14 protein-coding genes are annotated in these 15,434 nt (G+C 66.1%); 8 read left to right on the top strand and 6 right to left on the bottom strand.

Annotation, left to right across the window (positions count from 1 at the left end; translation table 11 throughout):
- A partial coding sequence (locus HNW77_RS07620) for a cysteine desulfurase family protein (RefSeq protein WP_172156567.1) occupies positions 1-623 on the bottom strand: 623 nt, incomplete at its 3' end.
- Between the two features lie 580 nt (positions 624-1,203).
- Between HNW77_RS07620 and HNW77_RS07615 the strand changes: the two genes are divergently transcribed.
- From HNW77_RS07615 to HNW77_RS07605, 3 genes are all read left to right on the top strand, one after another.
- Complete coding sequence (locus tag HNW77_RS07615; RefSeq protein WP_110569457.1) at positions 1,204-1,869, top strand: alpha/beta hydrolase; 666 nt, start codon at positions 1,204-1,206, stop codon at positions 1,867-1,869.
- Between the two features lie 112 nt (positions 1,870-1,981).
- Complete coding sequence (gene tyrS, locus HNW77_RS07610; RefSeq protein ID WP_172156585.1) at positions 1,982-3,229, top strand: tyrosine--tRNA ligase; 1,248 nt, start codon at positions 1,982-1,984, stop codon at positions 3,227-3,229.
- A 3-nt stretch (positions 3,230-3,232) separates the two neighbouring features.
- Positions 3,233-3,709, top strand: coding sequence for a DUF4186 domain-containing protein (locus HNW77_RS07605; RefSeq protein WP_172156566.1), 477 nt, complete (start codon positions 3,233-3,235; stop codon positions 3,707-3,709).
- 141 nt (positions 3,710-3,850) lie between these two features.
- Here HNW77_RS07605 and HNW77_RS07600 read toward each other — a convergent pair whose 3' ends face one another.
- Positions 3,851-4,189: a Rieske (2Fe-2S) protein gene (locus HNW77_RS07600; protein WP_172156564.1), complete on the bottom strand. Its 339-nt coding sequence runs from the start codon at positions 4,187-4,189 to the stop codon at positions 3,851-3,853.
- Positions 4,190-4,313: 124 nt separating this feature from the next.
- On the opposite strand from HNW77_RS07600, the gene HNW77_RS07595 reads away from it, so the two are divergent.
- Positions 4,314-5,561 carry an aminopeptidase gene (locus HNW77_RS07595; protein ID WP_172156563.1) on the top strand — a complete coding sequence of 416 codons (1,248 nt, stop codon included), beginning with the start codon at positions 4,314-4,316 and terminating at the stop codon, positions 5,559-5,561.
- Complete coding sequence (locus HNW77_RS07590; protein ID WP_172156562.1) at positions 5,558-6,115, top strand: hypothetical protein; 558 nt, start codon at positions 5,558-5,560, stop codon at positions 6,113-6,115. The genes HNW77_RS07595 and HNW77_RS07590 overlap by 4 nt, the downstream gene beginning before the upstream one ends.
- A 98-nt stretch (positions 6,116-6,213) precedes the next feature.
- Here the strand turns inward: HNW77_RS07590 and HNW77_RS07585 are convergent, their stop codons facing one another.
- The 4 genes from HNW77_RS07585 to HNW77_RS07570 form a co-directional block, all read right to left on the bottom strand.
- Entirely contained in the window at positions 6,214-7,335 is a 1,122-nt protein-coding gene (locus HNW77_RS07585; RefSeq protein WP_172156561.1) for a glycosyltransferase family 4 protein, read from the bottom strand.
- A complete protein-coding gene (locus HNW77_RS07580) occupies positions 7,332-9,029 on the bottom strand; it encodes a heparinase II/III family protein (RefSeq protein WP_172156560.1) in 1,698 nt (565 codons plus the stop codon). Before HNW77_RS07580 ends, HNW77_RS07585 begins: the two co-directional genes overlap by 4 nt.
- 37 nt (positions 9,030-9,066) lie before the next feature.
- On the bottom strand, positions 9,067-9,744 hold the full coding sequence (rpe, locus tag HNW77_RS07575; RefSeq protein WP_172156559.1) for a ribulose-phosphate 3-epimerase: 678 nt from the start codon (positions 9,742-9,744) through the stop codon (positions 9,067-9,069).
- A gap of 98 nt (positions 9,745-9,842) precedes the next feature.
- A complete protein-coding gene (locus HNW77_RS07570) occupies positions 9,843-11,189 on the bottom strand; it encodes an RsmB/NOP family class I SAM-dependent RNA methyltransferase (protein ID WP_172156558.1) in 1,347 nt (448 codons plus the stop codon).
- Between the two features lie 87 nt (positions 11,190-11,276).
- Between HNW77_RS07570 and HNW77_RS07565 the strand changes: the two genes are divergently transcribed.
- From HNW77_RS07565 to hemW, 3 genes are all read left to right on the top strand, one after another.
- A complete protein-coding gene (locus tag HNW77_RS07565) occupies positions 11,277-11,960 on the top strand; it encodes a YggS family pyridoxal phosphate-dependent enzyme (RefSeq protein ID WP_172156557.1) in 684 nt (227 codons plus the stop codon).
- A gap of 126 nt (positions 11,961-12,086) precedes the next feature.
- Positions 12,087-14,087, top strand: a complete 2,001-nt coding sequence (locus HNW77_RS07560) for a potassium transporter Kup (RefSeq protein WP_172156556.1) — start codon at positions 12,087-12,089, stop codon at positions 14,085-14,087.
- A gap of 152 nt (positions 14,088-14,239) precedes the next feature.
- Positions 14,240-15,412: a radical SAM family heme chaperone HemW gene (gene hemW / locus HNW77_RS07555; protein WP_172156583.1), complete on the top strand. Its 1,173-nt coding sequence runs from the start codon at positions 14,240-14,242 to the stop codon at positions 15,410-15,412.
- Positions 15,413-15,434 lie beyond the last annotated feature (22 nt).

Here is a 15,434-nt window from a genome sequence, read left to right as displayed (position 1 = left end):
GCCAGCAACAGCGCCCCCGCCCCCTTCGGCCCGCCAAATTTATGGCCCGAGATGGCCACGCTGTCAGCGCCCAGCCCGTCCACGCCAAAGGCGATCCGCCCTGCCGCCTGCACCGCATCGACATGCAGCAGCGCACCATGGGCGTGGCACAGATCAGCAATCTCACGCACGGGGTTGATCACGCCGGTCTCGTTATTGGCCAGCATGGCGCAGACCAGCGCAGGGGTCTCCCCGTTCGCCAGCATGCGCTCGAGGGCGGCAAGGTCCAGCACGCCATCGGCCCGCACGGGAATGGTGGTGGAACTGGCCGCGGCCCGCACGGCATCATGCTCGCTCGCGCCCACGAGCACGCGCCTGCCGGTCGCCTGCCCGGTGATGGCCAGCACATTGGCTTCCGTGCCGCCTGAGGTGAACACGCAGTTCTCGGCCGCAGCCCCGAACAGGGGCGCAATCGCCTCACGCGCGGTCTCGAGCACGGCGCGGGCCGCGCGCCCCGCCCGGTGCACGGAGGCCGGGTTGCCCGCCACGACTGCGGCCTGCGTCATGGCCTCACACGCCTCGGGCCGGATGGGTTCGGCGGCATTGGCGTCAAGATATGTAAAACGGTCGCTCAGGGTGCTCATGCTGTCCAGCCATATGGGTTGCGCCAAGTCCTTTGTGCTACGGGAATTACGATTTATCTGGCATTTTGTGAATCCACCCCGCTATAAGGCAGCGCAACATAATATTTATTGCAACGTGTTATGGGTGATGGACACCCCTTACCCATACCGCTGCCTCAATGTCGCCCGCCCGCCATCCGGGCCATGGCAAGGAGAGCAAACCGACACGAGACACCCGGCGCGCAGGCGCGAAAGGGATGTTGCCCCCACGGCGCGTCATGGCCATGGCCCGCCATATCTGCCCCCCGCGCAGGGCACGCCTGCCGAAGATGCACTGTTACCCGGTAGGCATAATGCCCATTATTGAGGTGGGTTGGTATATTTCGTGCCTGGCGCGCCGGGTCATTTCTGCTTTCCGAGTTGTAGCCACCGGGTGAAGACAGGCTGCCTGCCTGCATCCGGCACGCGTGGCAGCCGGAAGGTGGTCTTTATTTCTCTGCCTGCCGACCTGACGGGGCATCGCCGGTCGGGCAGGCTGTAACAGAAACCGTTCCCGTTGCAATGCCTGGAATGCACGGGGAGATGCAAATGCGGGATACCTATGCCTGAGGTCATGTTTGCCGGCCCTGATGGCCGCCTGGAAGGTCGATACCACCACTCAAGCGCGCCCAACGCGCCGCTCGCCCTGGTGCTCCATCCCCACCCGCTGCATGGCGGTACCATGAACAACCGCATCACCTACGCCATGTACCGCGCGTTCGAGAAGATGGGCTTCTCGGTCATGCGCTACAATTCGCGCGGGGTCGGCCGCTCGCAGGGGCGCTATGATGGCGGCATTGGCGAGATTTCGGATGCCGCCGCCGCCCTTGACTGGATGCAGATGGTCAACCCCAATGCCAGCGGGCTGTGGATCGCGGGCTATTCCTTCGGGGCCTTCGTGGGCATGCAGCTGCTCATGCGCCGCCCCGAGATTACCGGCTGGATCAGTGTCGCCCCCCCTGCCAACTACTATGATTTCGGCTTCCTCGCCCCGTGTCCGTGCGGCGGGCTGATGATCGCGGGCGAGAACGACGAACTCGTGCCCGAGCCCGCCGTGCGCAAGCTGGTGGACAAGCTGAACACCCAGAAGGGCGTGAGCGTGGACTACCGCATCTTCAAGGGAGCCGACCACGTCTTTGCCAACCAGGCCGAACAGGTAGCCGAAGCGCTGGAAGACCATGTGAGCACGGTCATGAACCGCAAGATGCTCGCCCTCGCGGCGGACTGATTTACGCCCCTGCCTGTTCCGGGCGGTTTCATCAACGGCAGCGAACATGCTAGAGGCTGGTCCGCGCCGGGGCGGCCCGGCCAGCGACGGACCTTACAGCGCGGAACAGATCATGCCCAAGAGTGAATTCCTCCGGGAAGCCGAAGCACGCGGCTTCATATTCCAGTGCACCGACATGGAGGCGCTCGACGCCGCCATGCAGGCCGGACCGGTAGGGGGCTATATCGGGTTCGACCCCACGGCGGACAGCCTGCATGTGGGCAGCCTGATCCAGATCATGATGCTGCGCCTGATGCACCGCCACGGCCACCGTCCGGTGGCCCTGGTGGGTGGCGGCACCGCAAAAATCGGCGATCCCTCCTTCCGCGAGGAAGCCCGCAAGCTCATGACGGCGGACACCATCGCCGCCAACCTGCGCGGGGTGGAGGACTGCCTGCGCCAGTTCCTGCCGCTGGGCACCGCCCCTGACGCGCCGCTCCTGACCAATAATGCCGACTGGCTGGACAAGCTCTCCTACATCGACCTGTTGCGTGATGTGGGCATCCATTTTTCCATCAACCGCATGCTGTCGTTCGACTCGGTGCGCTCGCGGCTGGAGCGCGAGCAGGGACTGACCTTCCTGGAGTTCAATTACTCCATCCTCCAGTCCTATGACTTCCGCGAACTCAACCTCCGTCATGGCGTGACGCTCCAGATGGGGGGATCGGACCAGTGGGGCAACATCGTATCGGGCATCGACCTGGTGCGCCGCATGAACGGGGCGCAGGTTTTCGGCCTCACAACGCCGCTGCTCACCACAAGTTCCGGCGCCAAGATGGGCAAGACGGCACAGGGTGCGGTCTGGCTCTCGGCCAGGCGGCTGCCGGTGTTCGATTACTGGCAGTTCTGGCGCAATGTGGAGGATGCGGATGTGGGCCGCTTCCTCAAGCTGTTTACCGAACTGCCCATTGAGGAATGCGATCGCCTGGCAGCCCTTGAGGGTGCCGGGATCAACGAGGCGAAAAAGGTGCTGGCCACCGAGGCCACGGCGCTGTGCCACGGCCGCGCCGCAGCCGAGGAAGCCGCCGAGGCCGCCCGCCGCACCTTTGAGGAAGGCGCCGTGACGGCTGCCGCCCTGCCCGCCACCACCGTGCCCGCCGCATTGCTGGCCGAAGGCGTACCGGCCTTCCGCCTGTTTGTTGAAGCCGGTCTTGCTGCCAGCAATGGCGAAGCCCGCCGCCTGATCCGTGGCGGTGGCGCGCGCGTGAATGACGTGGTGGTGAAGGACGAGGCGCAGGTCATGACCAATGCCGACCTGATTGATGGCGCGGTCAAGCTCTCATCGGGGCGCAAGCGCCATATTCTGGTGCAGCCGGCCTGAGCCATGGCGCGCAGGCCCGCACGCAAGGCAGGCCAGGCGGAGCAGGCCGACCTGTTTGCGCCCGCTGCGCCGCCGCCTGCGCCTGCTCCTGCGCCACTGGCCGATCTGTCCGTCCTGCCGCCTGTCGCGCCAGAGTTATGGACACGGCTGGCCTACTCCCAATTCCGCGCCCGCTTTCACCTTGGGGCGAAGGAGCGGGATTATCTGGCCAGCCGGGGCCTGCCCGCAGTCATGCGCCACGCGGCCGACTTCATCGCCACCCGCCTTGCTCCTGCACACCCCGCGCGCGATGGCAGGCAGACGCCGTGGCGCGGGCACCCGGTGTTCATTGCCCAGCATGCCACCGGCACCTGCTGCCGGGGCTGCGTTGCCAAATGGCATGCCATGCCCGAAGGCGAGCAGCTTGATGCAGCGCAGCAGGCTTACCTGCTGGCCGTGATACAGGAATGGATCAGGCGCGATGGCAGCCAGGAATCATAAGAAAGTTTTTGGTGAAGCTTTTTTCAAAAAGCTTCAGAAAACCGCCGCCTTTAAAAAAACGGCACCCAAAAACTCTTATTGTTTTTTATCAATAATTTGTTTTCAAACAGTTTTTAAATCTTTTTCCAAAAAACGCGGCTTTTATCCATCAATCCGCGCCCAGACTTCATCCCCGCTGATCCAGCTTTCATAGGCCTGTGGCATCGGCCCCGCCGCCTCCATGCGGCCACCGGGGGCCTGCGCGCGGCCATCGGCGCCAAAGGTCCACATATGCAGCGGGCAGACGATACGGCCATACAGCACGTACCCATCGGACAGGCGGGCATTGCCATGCGGGCAGCGGTCATCGATCACGGCGGGGCGGTCATCGTCCACCATCCACACCACCACGGCCCGGCCATCGCACACCACGCGCTGCGGGGCCTCAAGGGCTGCCGCTCGCGTGCATAACGCGCGGGAACCCGGTACCGCCTGTTTCATTGAATGCATGCCCCCGCTGGTTTGCGGTTATCATTTTACGCACCGGGCGTGTGTCGTCTATCCTGCGAAGCACGTTTCGCAGGCCCGCGGCACGCCGCCTGCCTTTTACAGGATATGATGACGCATGGCTCTTTCCCCCCGGCATGAACATCTTCTGGACCGCCTGGCTGAAGTCGCCGTCCGCGTGGGCGTGAACATCGCGCACGGGCAGCAGCTTCTCATTACCGCACCGCTCGACGCCGTGCCGCTGGTGCGCCGCATTACCGAGCACGCCTACCGGGCAGGCGCATCCCTGGTCACGCCGTTCTATTCCGATGACGTGACCACGCTGGCGCGCTTCCACCATGCGGCGGATGACACGCTCGACACCGCCGCCGACTGGCTGCACGAAGGCATGGCCAGCGCCTACCGCAAGGGGGCGGCGCGCATGGCCATTACCGGGGCCAACCCGGTGCTGCTGGCCAATGAGGATGCCGAGCGCGTCTCGCGCATCGGCCGCGCGGCCTCGAAGGCGGGGCGACCGGCCATGGAACTGATCACGCGATTCGCCATCAACTGGAACATCGTGGCCTTTGCCACCCCGGCCTGGGCGGCGCAGGTCTTCCCCGGCGTGCCGGAAGAAGAGGCCGTGAGCCGCCTGTGGGATGCCATCTTCCAGGCTTCGCGCGTGATGGTGGATGACCCGGTGGCGGAATGGAAAGCCCATAACGCCCACCTGCACAAGCGGGCCACATGGCTGAACGAAAAGCGCTTCGCCGCCCTGCACTTTACCGGCCCCGATACCGACCTGACCGTGGGCCTGGCCGATGGCCATGCCTGGGCGGGTGGCGCGGAACCGGCAGGCAACGGCATCGTGTGCAACCCCAACATTCCCACCGAGGAAGTGTTCACCACACCCCATGCCCGCAGGGTCAGCGGCACGGTGCGCGCCACCAAGCCCCTGTTCCACCAGGGCACGCTGATCGATGATATTGCCGTGCGCTTTGAAGAGGGGCGCATTGTCGAGGCCCATGCCAGCAGCGGGCTGGACGTGCTCAACCGCATTCTCGACACCGATGAGGGCGCGCGCCGCCTTGGTGAAGTAGCCCTCGTGCCTGCTTCCTCCCCCATCTCGGCCAGCGGCATCCTGTTCCGCAACACCCTGTTTGACGAGAACGCGGCCAGCCACATCGCCCTTGGCCAGTCCTATGCCAAGTGCATGCTCGATACCGACAGCCTGACCGAGGCCCATCTGGCCGAGCAGGGTGCCAATACCAGCTTCATCCATATTGACTGGATGATCGGGTCCAGCAAGATCGATGTCGACGCCATCAACCACGATGGCACACGCGAACCCCTGATGAGACAGGGCGAATGGAGCAACCAGCCATGACCGCTTCCTTCCTGCGCCACACCCTTGCCGCCTCCGCCTGCACGCTTGCGCTGGCCACGGGCCTCATGGCCACACGCCCGGCCCTGGCCCAGCAGCCGATGCAGCAGACCACCACCGAGCAGGCCCAGCCGACGCCTGCCCAGCAGGCCGCCATTGCCCATGACATGAAAACGGTGGCGGAATACAGGCTGCCCAAGGATTTCTTCACCCGCATGATGCCGGTGATCGAGCAGATCCGCCAGTCGCGCATCTCCCCGCCCGAGACACCCAACATGACGCTTGAAGAAACCATCAAGCGCACGGGCGACATGGAGGCGCTCAAGCCAATCCTGCAGCATAATGGCATGAGCGCGCGTGAGTTCGTGATGGGCATCACCACCTTTGGCCTGACCAGCGCCGTGATGCAGCACCCCGCGCAGGACAGCAAGAACATGCCGCCGCTCAACCCCGATAACGTCAAGCTGCTCCAGTCGCACCAGGCCCAGACGCAGGCGCTGATCCAGGCCATGGGTGGCAGCGAGGGCGAAGGCCAACAACCGGCTGTACCCCAATAAGATATTGAAAAAGAATAAACGTTTTTGGTGAAGCTTTTTTCAAAAACTTCCGGAGAACGCCGCCTTTTTGAAAGAAGGCGGCATCCGGAAACTTTCAGTCAGTCAAGCCCGCCCGTCAGCAGGGCCGTGACACGGGCCATGACCGCCGCCTGCGTGTAACGGCCCAGCGCGCGGGCGCGCCCGGCTTCGCCCATGCGTTCGCGCAGGCCAGCATCATCCACCAGCCGCCCAAGGGCGCTGGCCAGTCCCACCACATCGCCGGGGGCGACCAGCAGCCCGGTCTGCTCCGCCACCACCTGCTCGCGCGGGCCACGGATGGTGGTCGTCACAACCGGCAGGCCGCACAGCATGGCCTCGATCACGCTCATCGGCAGCCCCTCGAAGTGACTGGGCAGGGTAAAGATATCCGCTGCCGCCATCACGGCGGCCACGTCCTCGCGGTAGCCCAGAAAGACCAGCCTCGACCCCAGCCTTGCGCGGGCTGTGGCAAAACAGGCCGCAAGGTCCGCGCCCCGGTCGCTCGGCAGGCGTTCGCCCACGATCCACAGCACCGCGTTATCGGGTACGCGCTCCATCGCCGCCAGCAGTTCGGGGTAGCCCTTGGCGCGCACCAGCCTTGATACCGCGAGGATGACCACCTGCCCCGCATTTGCGCCCAGCGCCGCGCGCAGCCGGGCACGGGCCTGCCTGTCGGGGTGGAAAATGGCCGGGTCGCGCCCGTTGCCAATGGCGGTGGCGTGGCGGTGAATGCCCAGCCTGCGGGCATCACGCGCTTCTTCCTCCGATACGGTGAGGTAGATGTCGGTCACGCGCCCGGCCAGCCATTCCAGCACCAGTGCCGCAACCCGCCGCACCCTTGAGCCGGGCTGGTTGAACAGGAAGCCATGGCCGGTATAGGCAATGCGCGGCACGCCACACCACCGGGCCGCGAACCGCGCCAGCAGGCCGCTGATGGGCATGTGGGCATGGACCATGGTAGGCTTTTCCGCCCGGATGACACGCACCAGCGCCCGCCATGCCCGCCACTGCGCCACGGGCGAAAGCGTGCGCGACATGGGCACGCACACCACGCGCAGCCCATCGGCGCGGACCTGCGCCAGCAACGGGCCCTCAGCACACACGCCCGTTACGTCATGCCCTTCGGCCCGCAGCGCCTGCATGAGGGGGAAGAGGAACTGCCGCATTGAAAAATCAACATTCGTGATTTCCAGGATCTTCATGCCAGCAGCAGAAGTTTCTCACGTCTCAGCCCCCAGCGCACCACCTGTCGCACCTTGCCCGGCGGTACATCGCCCAGGGGCGTGCTGCCCTGCGGCGGCGGGGCCGCAGGCTCCACGCCAGCGCCTGCGGCACTTTCGGGCATGCTGGCCGCCGGTTCCACCCGCACCGCAAGCTGGAGCGTGCGGCAGGGCACCTGGCCGCCGGAATACACGCTCTCCTCGATCGAGACCACGCCCCCTTCCGCACGGAAGCGCCAGTGCTGCTCACCCGCACCCAGCACGATGGAGCCATCAAGCGCATCAACGGCGCTAACCGACGGGTGCAGGTGCAGGCGGAGCGTAAAGGACAGTTCGCGCTCGCCTTCCAGCGTTTCCTCGCCGCGCAGGATCTCGCCATCGGCCGAGAGGTAAAGCCTGCGGTAATACGTCGCCCCGGCGGAGGCATGGTAGCCATCATGCGACAGGTTGAGCCAGTGCGCCCCTTCGGCCACGGCATGCTCCACCCCCACATGGGCGGGGCGGCGGCGGACCGTGCCATCCTCGCCAAACTCGGAGGATGACATGTCCTCCACCGTCATGACCGAATGCGCCGCTGTTTGCCGCAGGGCGTCCTTCCATGCGGGCAGCACGCCGCCACCGCAATTGACGATGAGGCGCTGGCGCGCGCACGAGAACTCGAACGACAGCGTGCCCGCATGCGCATTGTGGTCGAACGGGGCCGGGGCGGGAATGCCCACATCCACCAAAAGCAGCGAACGCACGGCCTGCATGCGCACGAACCCGCCATCAGGCATGGCGCTGGCCACGACCCGCGTGCGCGTGGCCTGTGACAGCACCATGTCGATCAGGGCCGCACTGCGCTCATGGCTGCCATTGAACAGCGCCAGTCCCCCATCGCCATGGCGCATGGCGCGCAGCACCGGGCTCATCTTGTCCAGCGCCAGGGCCACCGAATGCGGCAGCGCGTGCTGCACCGCCTGCATCATAGCCCGCATCTCGGCCAGTTCGCGCAGGGCGCGTAGCTGCACCTCCGGGCTGCGCTCGATGTGCCAGCCATCGGGCAGGATCTGGCTTTCCACCACGTTGTCGATATAGCGGCGGTAACGGGTCAGGAAACCGGTATATTCCGGCATGGCCACGGCCACGGCCAGCAGCCCCTTGAGTGCCGCCAGTCCCTGCCAGCCCGGCTGCTCGGGTGGCATGAGGGCTGCGATCATGCGCCCTTCCACCAGAATGCGGGCCATGAGGCGCTGGCGGAACGCATCACTGGCGGAGGCGGCAAAGAAATCATAATGCCCCAGCCACGCCGCCACCCGCGCGCCGATCACGCCGCATTCAAGCGCCATCGGGCTCTGGGAGGGATGGTGCAGCCAGTCATCCACCAGCGCGCGCGCCTTGAGCCGGGCGGCATCGGTGCCCACGGCGCGCAGGTCGCGCAGCCAGCGGAAACTGAGCAGCCCTTCACGGAAGGCGGGCTCGAATGCCGGGTCATCCCACTGCCCCGGCCCCACGGGGTGGGTGTAGCCCGCCCAGGTCAGGCTGCCACGCGCCAGCCTTGCGCCTGCGGTGGTATTGCCCGGCCACAGGTCGCGCACGTTATGGACGGGGGCGGCAGGCAGGTATTTGCCATCACCAAAAAGGGGAAGGCGCGCAAGCGAGACGCGCATGCCGCGCATGACGCGGGTCAGTGCCATGGGCACCTACCGCCGCGATGGATCAAGAAGCCCTGCCTCACGCCGGGCTATGCGCCCCGCTGCGCAGGGCCGCGATGGCGGCGCCGTAATCGGGCTGCCCGTAAACGGACGTGCCCGCCACCAGCACGTCAGCACCGGCGGCCACCGCCAGCGGGGCCGTGGTGGCGGTAATGCCGCCATCCACGCCAATGCGGATGTCGCGCCCGGTGGCATCGGCCATGCGGCGCAGGGTTTCGATCTTGCGAAGCTGGCTGGTCAGGAATTTCTGCCCGCCAAAGCCGGGGTTGACGGTCATGACAAGGATCATGTCCACCAGGTCGAGCACTTCGCCCACCGCCTCGGGCGGGGTGGCGGGGCAGATGGCCACGCCCGGCTTGACCCCGTGGTCGCGCACATGCTGCAGCGAGCGGTGCGTGTGTGGCCCGGCCTCGACATGCAGGTGGATATGATCGGCCCCTGCCCTGGCGAACGCCTCGATATACGGATCGACCGGTGCGATCATGAGATGCACGTCAAACGGGAGTTTTGATTTGGGGCGCAGCGCCTCGATCAGTTGCGGCCCCATGGAGAGGTTGGGCACGAAATGCCCATCCATCACATCCAGATGCAGCCAGTCGGCGCCAGCGGCTTCAACCGCGGCGACTTCCTCCGCCGCGCGTGAGAAATCCGCAGCCAGCAGGCTCGGCGCGATAAGGGGGGTGTTCAGAGCAGCCATGCCTGTTTTTTAACAGAAATCCCTGCCCGACGCCAACCTTTCATCACACCTCCCCCCGGTAATGTGTCCACCCGCCCGCAGGGGACAGGAAGCCCCTCTCACCCCCGGCGGAAGCGCGCGGCAAAGAAGCCATCCATGCCGCCCCGATCGGCCAGCATGCCCGGATGGGTGCGCAGCCAGCCCTCGGGCGTGCGGGCCTGGGGCAGGAAGGCCAGTTCCTCGGGCGTGAAGGGGTCGGGGATCAGGCCCATCGCCTCAGCCGCGCGGGCGCGCTGCTCGCCTTCCTCGGGCTGGAGCGAGCACACGGCATAGACCAGCCGCCCGCCGGGGCGCAGCATGTCGCGCGCGGCGGCCAGCAGGCGGTCCTGGCCCTCGGCCATGGTGGCGATGTCACGCGGGCGCTTGATCCACATGGCATCGGGGTGGCGGCGGATGGTGCCGGTGGCCGAGCACGGGGCATCAAGCAGGATGGCGTCGAGCGGGGCCTCGGGCTGCCATGTGGCGGCATCGGCGTGGATCACCTTCACGCCCTCCAGCCCCAGCCGGGCGAGGTTGGCGCGCAGGCGCTCGAGCCGCCTGCCCTCGCGCTCGATGGCAAACACCTCCGCCCCCGCGCAGGCCAGTTGCGCGGTCTTGCCGCCAGGGGCCGCGCACAGGTCGGCCACGCGCTCGCCCGGCGTCACGTTGAGCAGGCGGGCGGGCAGCGTTGCCGCCATGTCCTGCACCCAGAACGCGCCATCGGCAAAGCCGGGCAGTTCGGCCACCTTCACGCTGCCAGCAGCAAAGCGCACGCTGCCATTGGGCATGACCTCGCCGCCGGGCGGGGCATCGCAGCCGGGCCTGATGGTCAGGTCAAGCGGCGGCTCGTGGCCCAGCGCGCTGGCTATGGGGCGGGCCAGCCTGCCCCAGGACTGCCACAGCCACGCCGGTACATCGAGCCGGGGCTGGTCCAGCCCCTCAAGCGCCTCGGCCCCGCCAGCCGCCACCCGGCGCAGCACGGCATTGACCAGCCCCGCAAACGGCACCAGCCCCCGCCTGCGCGCCAGCGCCACCGCGGTGGCCACGGCGGCATGGGCCGGCGTGTCGAGAAACAGCAGTTGCGCCACGCCAATGAGCAGCACCACGCGCACCGGCTCGGGCGGTTCGCGCTTGAGGAAGGGGGAAAGCACCTCGTTTGCCGTGCCCATGTGGCGCAGCACGGTGGCGGCCAGCCGGTGGGCGGCGGCGCGGTCACGCGGTTCGGCGGTGCGGGCGGCGGCGGAATGCTCGAGCGAGGTATCGAGCATGCGGCGATGGACGATCACGCCCTCGACAACGTCAAAGGCAATATCGCGCGTGGGGTCAGGGGCGACCTTGCCGCCACGCCGGTCGGGGCGACCCGTGCGATTACGGCGACCATCAGGGCGGCCATCGGGGCGGGACGACGGGGACGGGGGAGACTTCATGTAATCCTGACCTGCAAATGCGGCACTTCGCGGCGCGACGGCGCCTGGGGGCTTGACCGGGCCGCTATTCAGGCCAAGCCTAGGACCATGTCAACATCCGCATCCATAGCACAGGCCCTGAGCGGTATCCGCACCCGCATTGCAGCGAGTGCACGCGCAGCAGGGCGCGACCCCTCCAGCGTAGGGCTGGTGGCGGTATCGAAATTCCATCCGCAATCCAGCGTCATCGCCGCCCTCGAGGCGGGGCAACGCCTGTTTGGCGAAAACCGCGTGCAGGAAGCGGCGGCCAAATTCCCCCCGCTGCGCGACCGCTTTCCCGACCTCAAGCTGCACATCATCGGCGGACTCCAGACCAACAAGGCGCTTGAGGCGGTCAGGATCGCGGATATGATCGAAAGCCTCGACCGCCCTGCCCTGTCGGATGCGCTGGCCCGCGCGGCGGACAGGGCGGGCCGCCTGCCGCACCTGCTGGTGCAGGTGAACACCGGCGATGAAAGCCAGAAATCGGGCGTAAAGCTTGAGGAGGCCGATGCCTTCATCACCGACAGCATGACCCGCTTTGGCGCGGACGTGCGCGGGCTGATGTGCATCCCGCCGCACGGTGCCGACCCCACGCCGCATTTCCGCACGCTGGCCGCCATGGCGGCGCGCCACGGGCTGCCGGTGGTGTCCATGGGCATGTCAGCCGATTTCGAGGCGGCAATCGCCTGCGGGGCCACGCTGGTGCGGGTGGGCAGCGCCATTTTCGGGGCCCGTCCCGCCCACGCCTGAACGGGGCGGAATGGCACCTGAGCACACAGGGGCCTTGCTGCGCATGGGGCGAGGCGGTAATGCGGAACTATCCGGTTGCGATGTGATGCCGGTTTTCAGTCTTCATTGCCGCGGAGCCGTCACGACATGACGCAACCCACGGGGCCTGTTGCCCCCGGATCCTCAACGACGCCGGATGGCGGCACGCACCCCGTGCCTGCCGCACAGCAGGCCAATGCCGCACCCAAGATTACCGAATACGGCGCCGACCAGCACGAGCATGCCGCAAACCCCGTAGGCTTTGCTGCCCTGCTCAGCGTGCTGGGCGTGGTGTTTGGCGATATCGGCACCAGCCCGATCTACGCCCTGCGCTCGACCATCATGGTCGTATCGCAGCACCACAAGATCGAGCCGTGGGAAATACTGGGTGTTCTCAGCCTCATCATCTGGTCGCTGCTGCTGATCGTGACGGTGAAATACGTCATCCTGATCATGCGCGCCGACCATAATGGCGAGGGCGGGATCATCTCGCTCATGTCACTTGCCCAGCGCGTGGCACCGAGCAACCGCATGCGCATCGCACTCGGCATGGTGGGAATCGGGGGCGCGTGCCTGTTCTTTGGCGATGGCATGATCACGCCCGCCATTTCCGTGCTCTCGGCGGTGGAAGGCCTTGAGGTCAGTTTCCCCGCCGCCCATGACCTAGTCATTCCCATCGCACTCATGGTGCTGGTGGGGCTGTTCTCGGTGCAGTGCTACGGCACGGGCAAGGTGGGCACCATATTCGGGCCGATCATGCTGGTGTGGTTCAGCCTGCTGGGCATCCTTGGCGGGCTTGAAATCCTGCACCACCCCATGGTGCTGCTGGCCATATCGCCCACCTATGCGGTGCAGTTCATCATCTATCACGGGTGGCTGTCGTTCATCGCCCTTGGCTCGGTGGTGCTGTCGGTTACGGGTGCGGAAGCGCTTTATGCCGATATGGGGCATTTTGGCCGCCAGCCCATCCGCTATGCGTGGCTGTTCTGCGTGCTGCCGTGCCTGGCGCTGAACTACCTGGGCCAGGGCGCGCTGATCATTGCCGAGCCCAGGGCGCTGGAAAACCCCTTCTTCCTGCTCGGCCCGCACTGGATGCAGGTGCCGATGATCATCCTGTCCACCATGGCTACGGTGATTGCCAGCCAGGCGGGCATCTCGGGCGGGTTCTCGCTGTGCCGCCAGATCATCCAGCTTGGCTACCTGCCGCGCCTGCGCGTGACCCACACCAATGCGGAGGAAGAGGGCCAGATCTACCTGCCCGAGTTCAACCGCTTCCTCATGGTGGGCGCACTGCTGCTGGTGCTGGCCTTCCGCAGTTCCGATGCGCTGGCCTCGGCCTACGGCATTGCGGTGACGGGCACGTTCATGTGCACCTGTGTGCTGGCGATGGTGGTGTTCCGCAGGCTGTACCACTGGTCGCGGCCTGCGGCGATTGCGACATTTGGCGGCTTCTTCCTGCTTGATACGACGTTCTTTGCCTCGAACGCGCTCAAGATCCCGCAGGGCGGCTGGGTGCCTGTGCTGCTCGGTGTCGTGCTGACCCTGATGATGACGACGTGGAAAAAGGGCCGCCAGCTCATCATGAACCGGCAGAAGCAGGACAGCATGCCGATGAACTCGTTCCTGGCCCGCCTGCCGCAGTCGCGCATCATCCGCGTGCCGGGAACCGCCGTTTACATGACCGGCAACCCCGATTTCGTGCCTGCCTGCCTGCTGCACAACCTCAAGCACAACAAGGTGCTGCACGACCACGTGCTGTTCGTGACCGTGCAGACGCTCGACCAGCCCGAGGCCGACCATGGCCACCGCGTGGCGTTGCAGGAACTGGCCCCCGACATCTACCGCATCATCCTGCGCTACGGCTTCATGGAAATGCCCAACCTGCCCCGCGCGCTGGAAGACCTGAAGGCCAGCGGGCTGGACTTTGATGCGCTGCAGGCCTCCTACTTCACCAGCCGCGAACTGCTGGTGCGCTCGTCGGTGCCCAAGCTCTCGCGCTGGCGCATGTCGCTGTTCCTGTTCATGGCGCGCAATGCGACACCGGCCACCGAGTTCTTCCGCATTCCGCCCGACCGCGTGGTGGAGCTGGGCGTGCGGCTGGCGATCTGACGGTCCTGAACAGAATAAAAGTTTTTGGGTGCCGCCTTTTTTCAAAAAGGCGGCATTCTTTTTGAAGCTTTTTGAAAAAAGCTTCACCAAAAACTTCTGATGGTTTGCAAGGAGTTGCCTTGGAAGGATTTTTACACAAACCCGCATCCGACATCAGCGAGCCGCTGGCGCTGTACGTGCACTGGCCGTTCTGCCTGTCCAAATGCCCGTACTGCGACTTCAACAGCCATGTGCGCGATGAAATCCCCCGCGCCCGCTTTGGCGCGGCACTCAGGCGCGAACTGGCCCATGAAGCAGCCTTGATGGGCGATACGCCCGCCGAGCGCCCGACCATCAGTTCCATCTTTTTTGGCGGCGGCACGCCATCCCTCATGGCGCCCGAGACGGTGGCCGGGCTGATTGCCGATGCCCGCGCCGCCTTCGGCTTTACCGACAATGTGGAAATCACGCTCGAGGCCAACCCGACAAGCGTTGAGACCGACCTGCTGCGGGCCTTCCGCGCGGCCGGGGTCAACCGCATTTCAATGGGTATCCAGAGCCTTGACCCGGCCGCCCTGCGCTTTTTAGGCCGTGAGCATGACGCCGCGCAGGCCATTACAGCCCTCGAGACCGCGCGCACGCTGTTCGAGCGCATCTCGTTCGACCTGATCTATGCCCGGCCAGGACAGACCGAGGCCGCATGGCAGGCCGAGCTTGAGGCGGCCCTGGCGCTGGTGTCCGATCACCTCTCGCTCTATCAGCTCACCATCGAGCCGGGCACGAAATTCGAGGGGCTGTACCGCCAGGGCCGCTTTTGCCTGCCCGAGGGCGATGATGCGGCGCGGCTGTATGAACTCACCGCCGAAGTCGCCGCCCGCCACGGCCTGCTGGGCTACGAGATCTCGAACTACGCCCGCCCCGGCGCAGAGAGCCGCCATAACCTGACCTACTGGCGTTATGGCGACTATCTGGGCATTGGCCCCGGTGCCCATGGGCGGCTGACCCGCAATGGCGTGACCTGCGCCACCCGCCGCCACCGCGCGCCCGAGCCGTGGGCCGAGCGCGTGGAGCGCACCGGCACCGGCGCCCACCCCGACGTGCGGCTGGACAACCGCGACCGCGCGCGTGAAATGCTGCTGATGGGCCTGCGCCTGCGCGCGGGCATCGACACTACCCGCTTTGCCCGGCGCACCGGCATGGCCGTGGTTGAAGCACTTGATGCCGATATCCTGAACATGGCGACCGATGAGGGCTATCTGGTGCTTGACCCCGCAGGCCAGCGCCTGCGCGCCACCGATGCGGGCCGCCTGCGGCTGGAAAGCCTGCTGGCCGCGCTGGTGCTTTGAGGCATTAGGCCATACGATAGGG

This window comes from Komagataeibacter melomenusus (genome assembly GCF_013155395.1).
Lineage (GTDB): Bacteria > Pseudomonadota > Alphaproteobacteria > Acetobacterales > Acetobacteraceae > Komagataeibacter > Komagataeibacter melomenusus.
This window is presented reverse-complemented; position numbering and strand designations above follow the sequence as displayed.

What these genes read in the sequence shown, in the direction of transcription:
- HNW77_RS07615 (WP_110569457.1), top strand. Translation starts at nt 1,204, where the DNA reads ATGCCTGAGGTCATGTTTGCCGGCCCTGATGGCCGCCTGGAAGGTCGA.
- tyrS (WP_172156585.1), top strand. Translation starts at nt 1,982, where the DNA reads ATGCCCAAGAGTGAATTCCTCCGGGAAGCCGAAGCACGCGGCTTCATA.
- HNW77_RS07605 (WP_172156566.1), top strand. Translation starts at nt 3,233, where the DNA reads ATGGCGCGCAGGCCCGCACGCAAGGCAGGCCAGGCGGAGCAGGCCGAC.
- HNW77_RS07600 (WP_172156564.1), bottom strand. Translation starts at nt 4,189, where the DNA reads ATGAAACAGGCGGTACCGGGTTCCCGCGCGTTATGCACGCGAGCGGCA.
- HNW77_RS07595 (WP_172156563.1), top strand. Translation starts at nt 4,314, where the DNA reads ATGGCTCTTTCCCCCCGGCATGAACATCTTCTGGACCGCCTGGCTGAA.
- HNW77_RS07590 (WP_172156562.1), top strand. Translation starts at nt 5,558, where the DNA reads ATGACCGCTTCCTTCCTGCGCCACACCCTTGCCGCCTCCGCCTGCACG.
- HNW77_RS07585 (WP_172156561.1), bottom strand. Translation starts at nt 7,335, where the DNA reads ATGAAGATCCTGGAAATCACGAATGTTGATTTTTCAATGCGGCAGTTC.
- HNW77_RS07580 (WP_172156560.1), bottom strand. Translation starts at nt 9,029, where the DNA reads ATGGCACTGACCCGCGTCATGCGCGGCATGCGCGTCTCGCTTGCGCGC.
- rpe (WP_172156559.1), bottom strand. Translation starts at nt 9,744, where the DNA reads ATGGCTGCTCTGAACACCCCCCTTATCGCGCCGAGCCTGCTGGCTGCG.
- HNW77_RS07570 (WP_172156558.1), bottom strand. Translation starts at nt 11,189, where the DNA reads ATGAAGTCTCCCCCGTCCCCGTCGTCCCGCCCCGATGGCCGCCCTGAT.
- HNW77_RS07565 (WP_172156557.1), top strand. Translation starts at nt 11,277, where the DNA reads ATGTCAACATCCGCATCCATAGCACAGGCCCTGAGCGGTATCCGCACC.
- HNW77_RS07560 (WP_172156556.1), top strand. Translation starts at nt 12,087, where the DNA reads ATGACGCAACCCACGGGGCCTGTTGCCCCCGGATCCTCAACGACGCCG.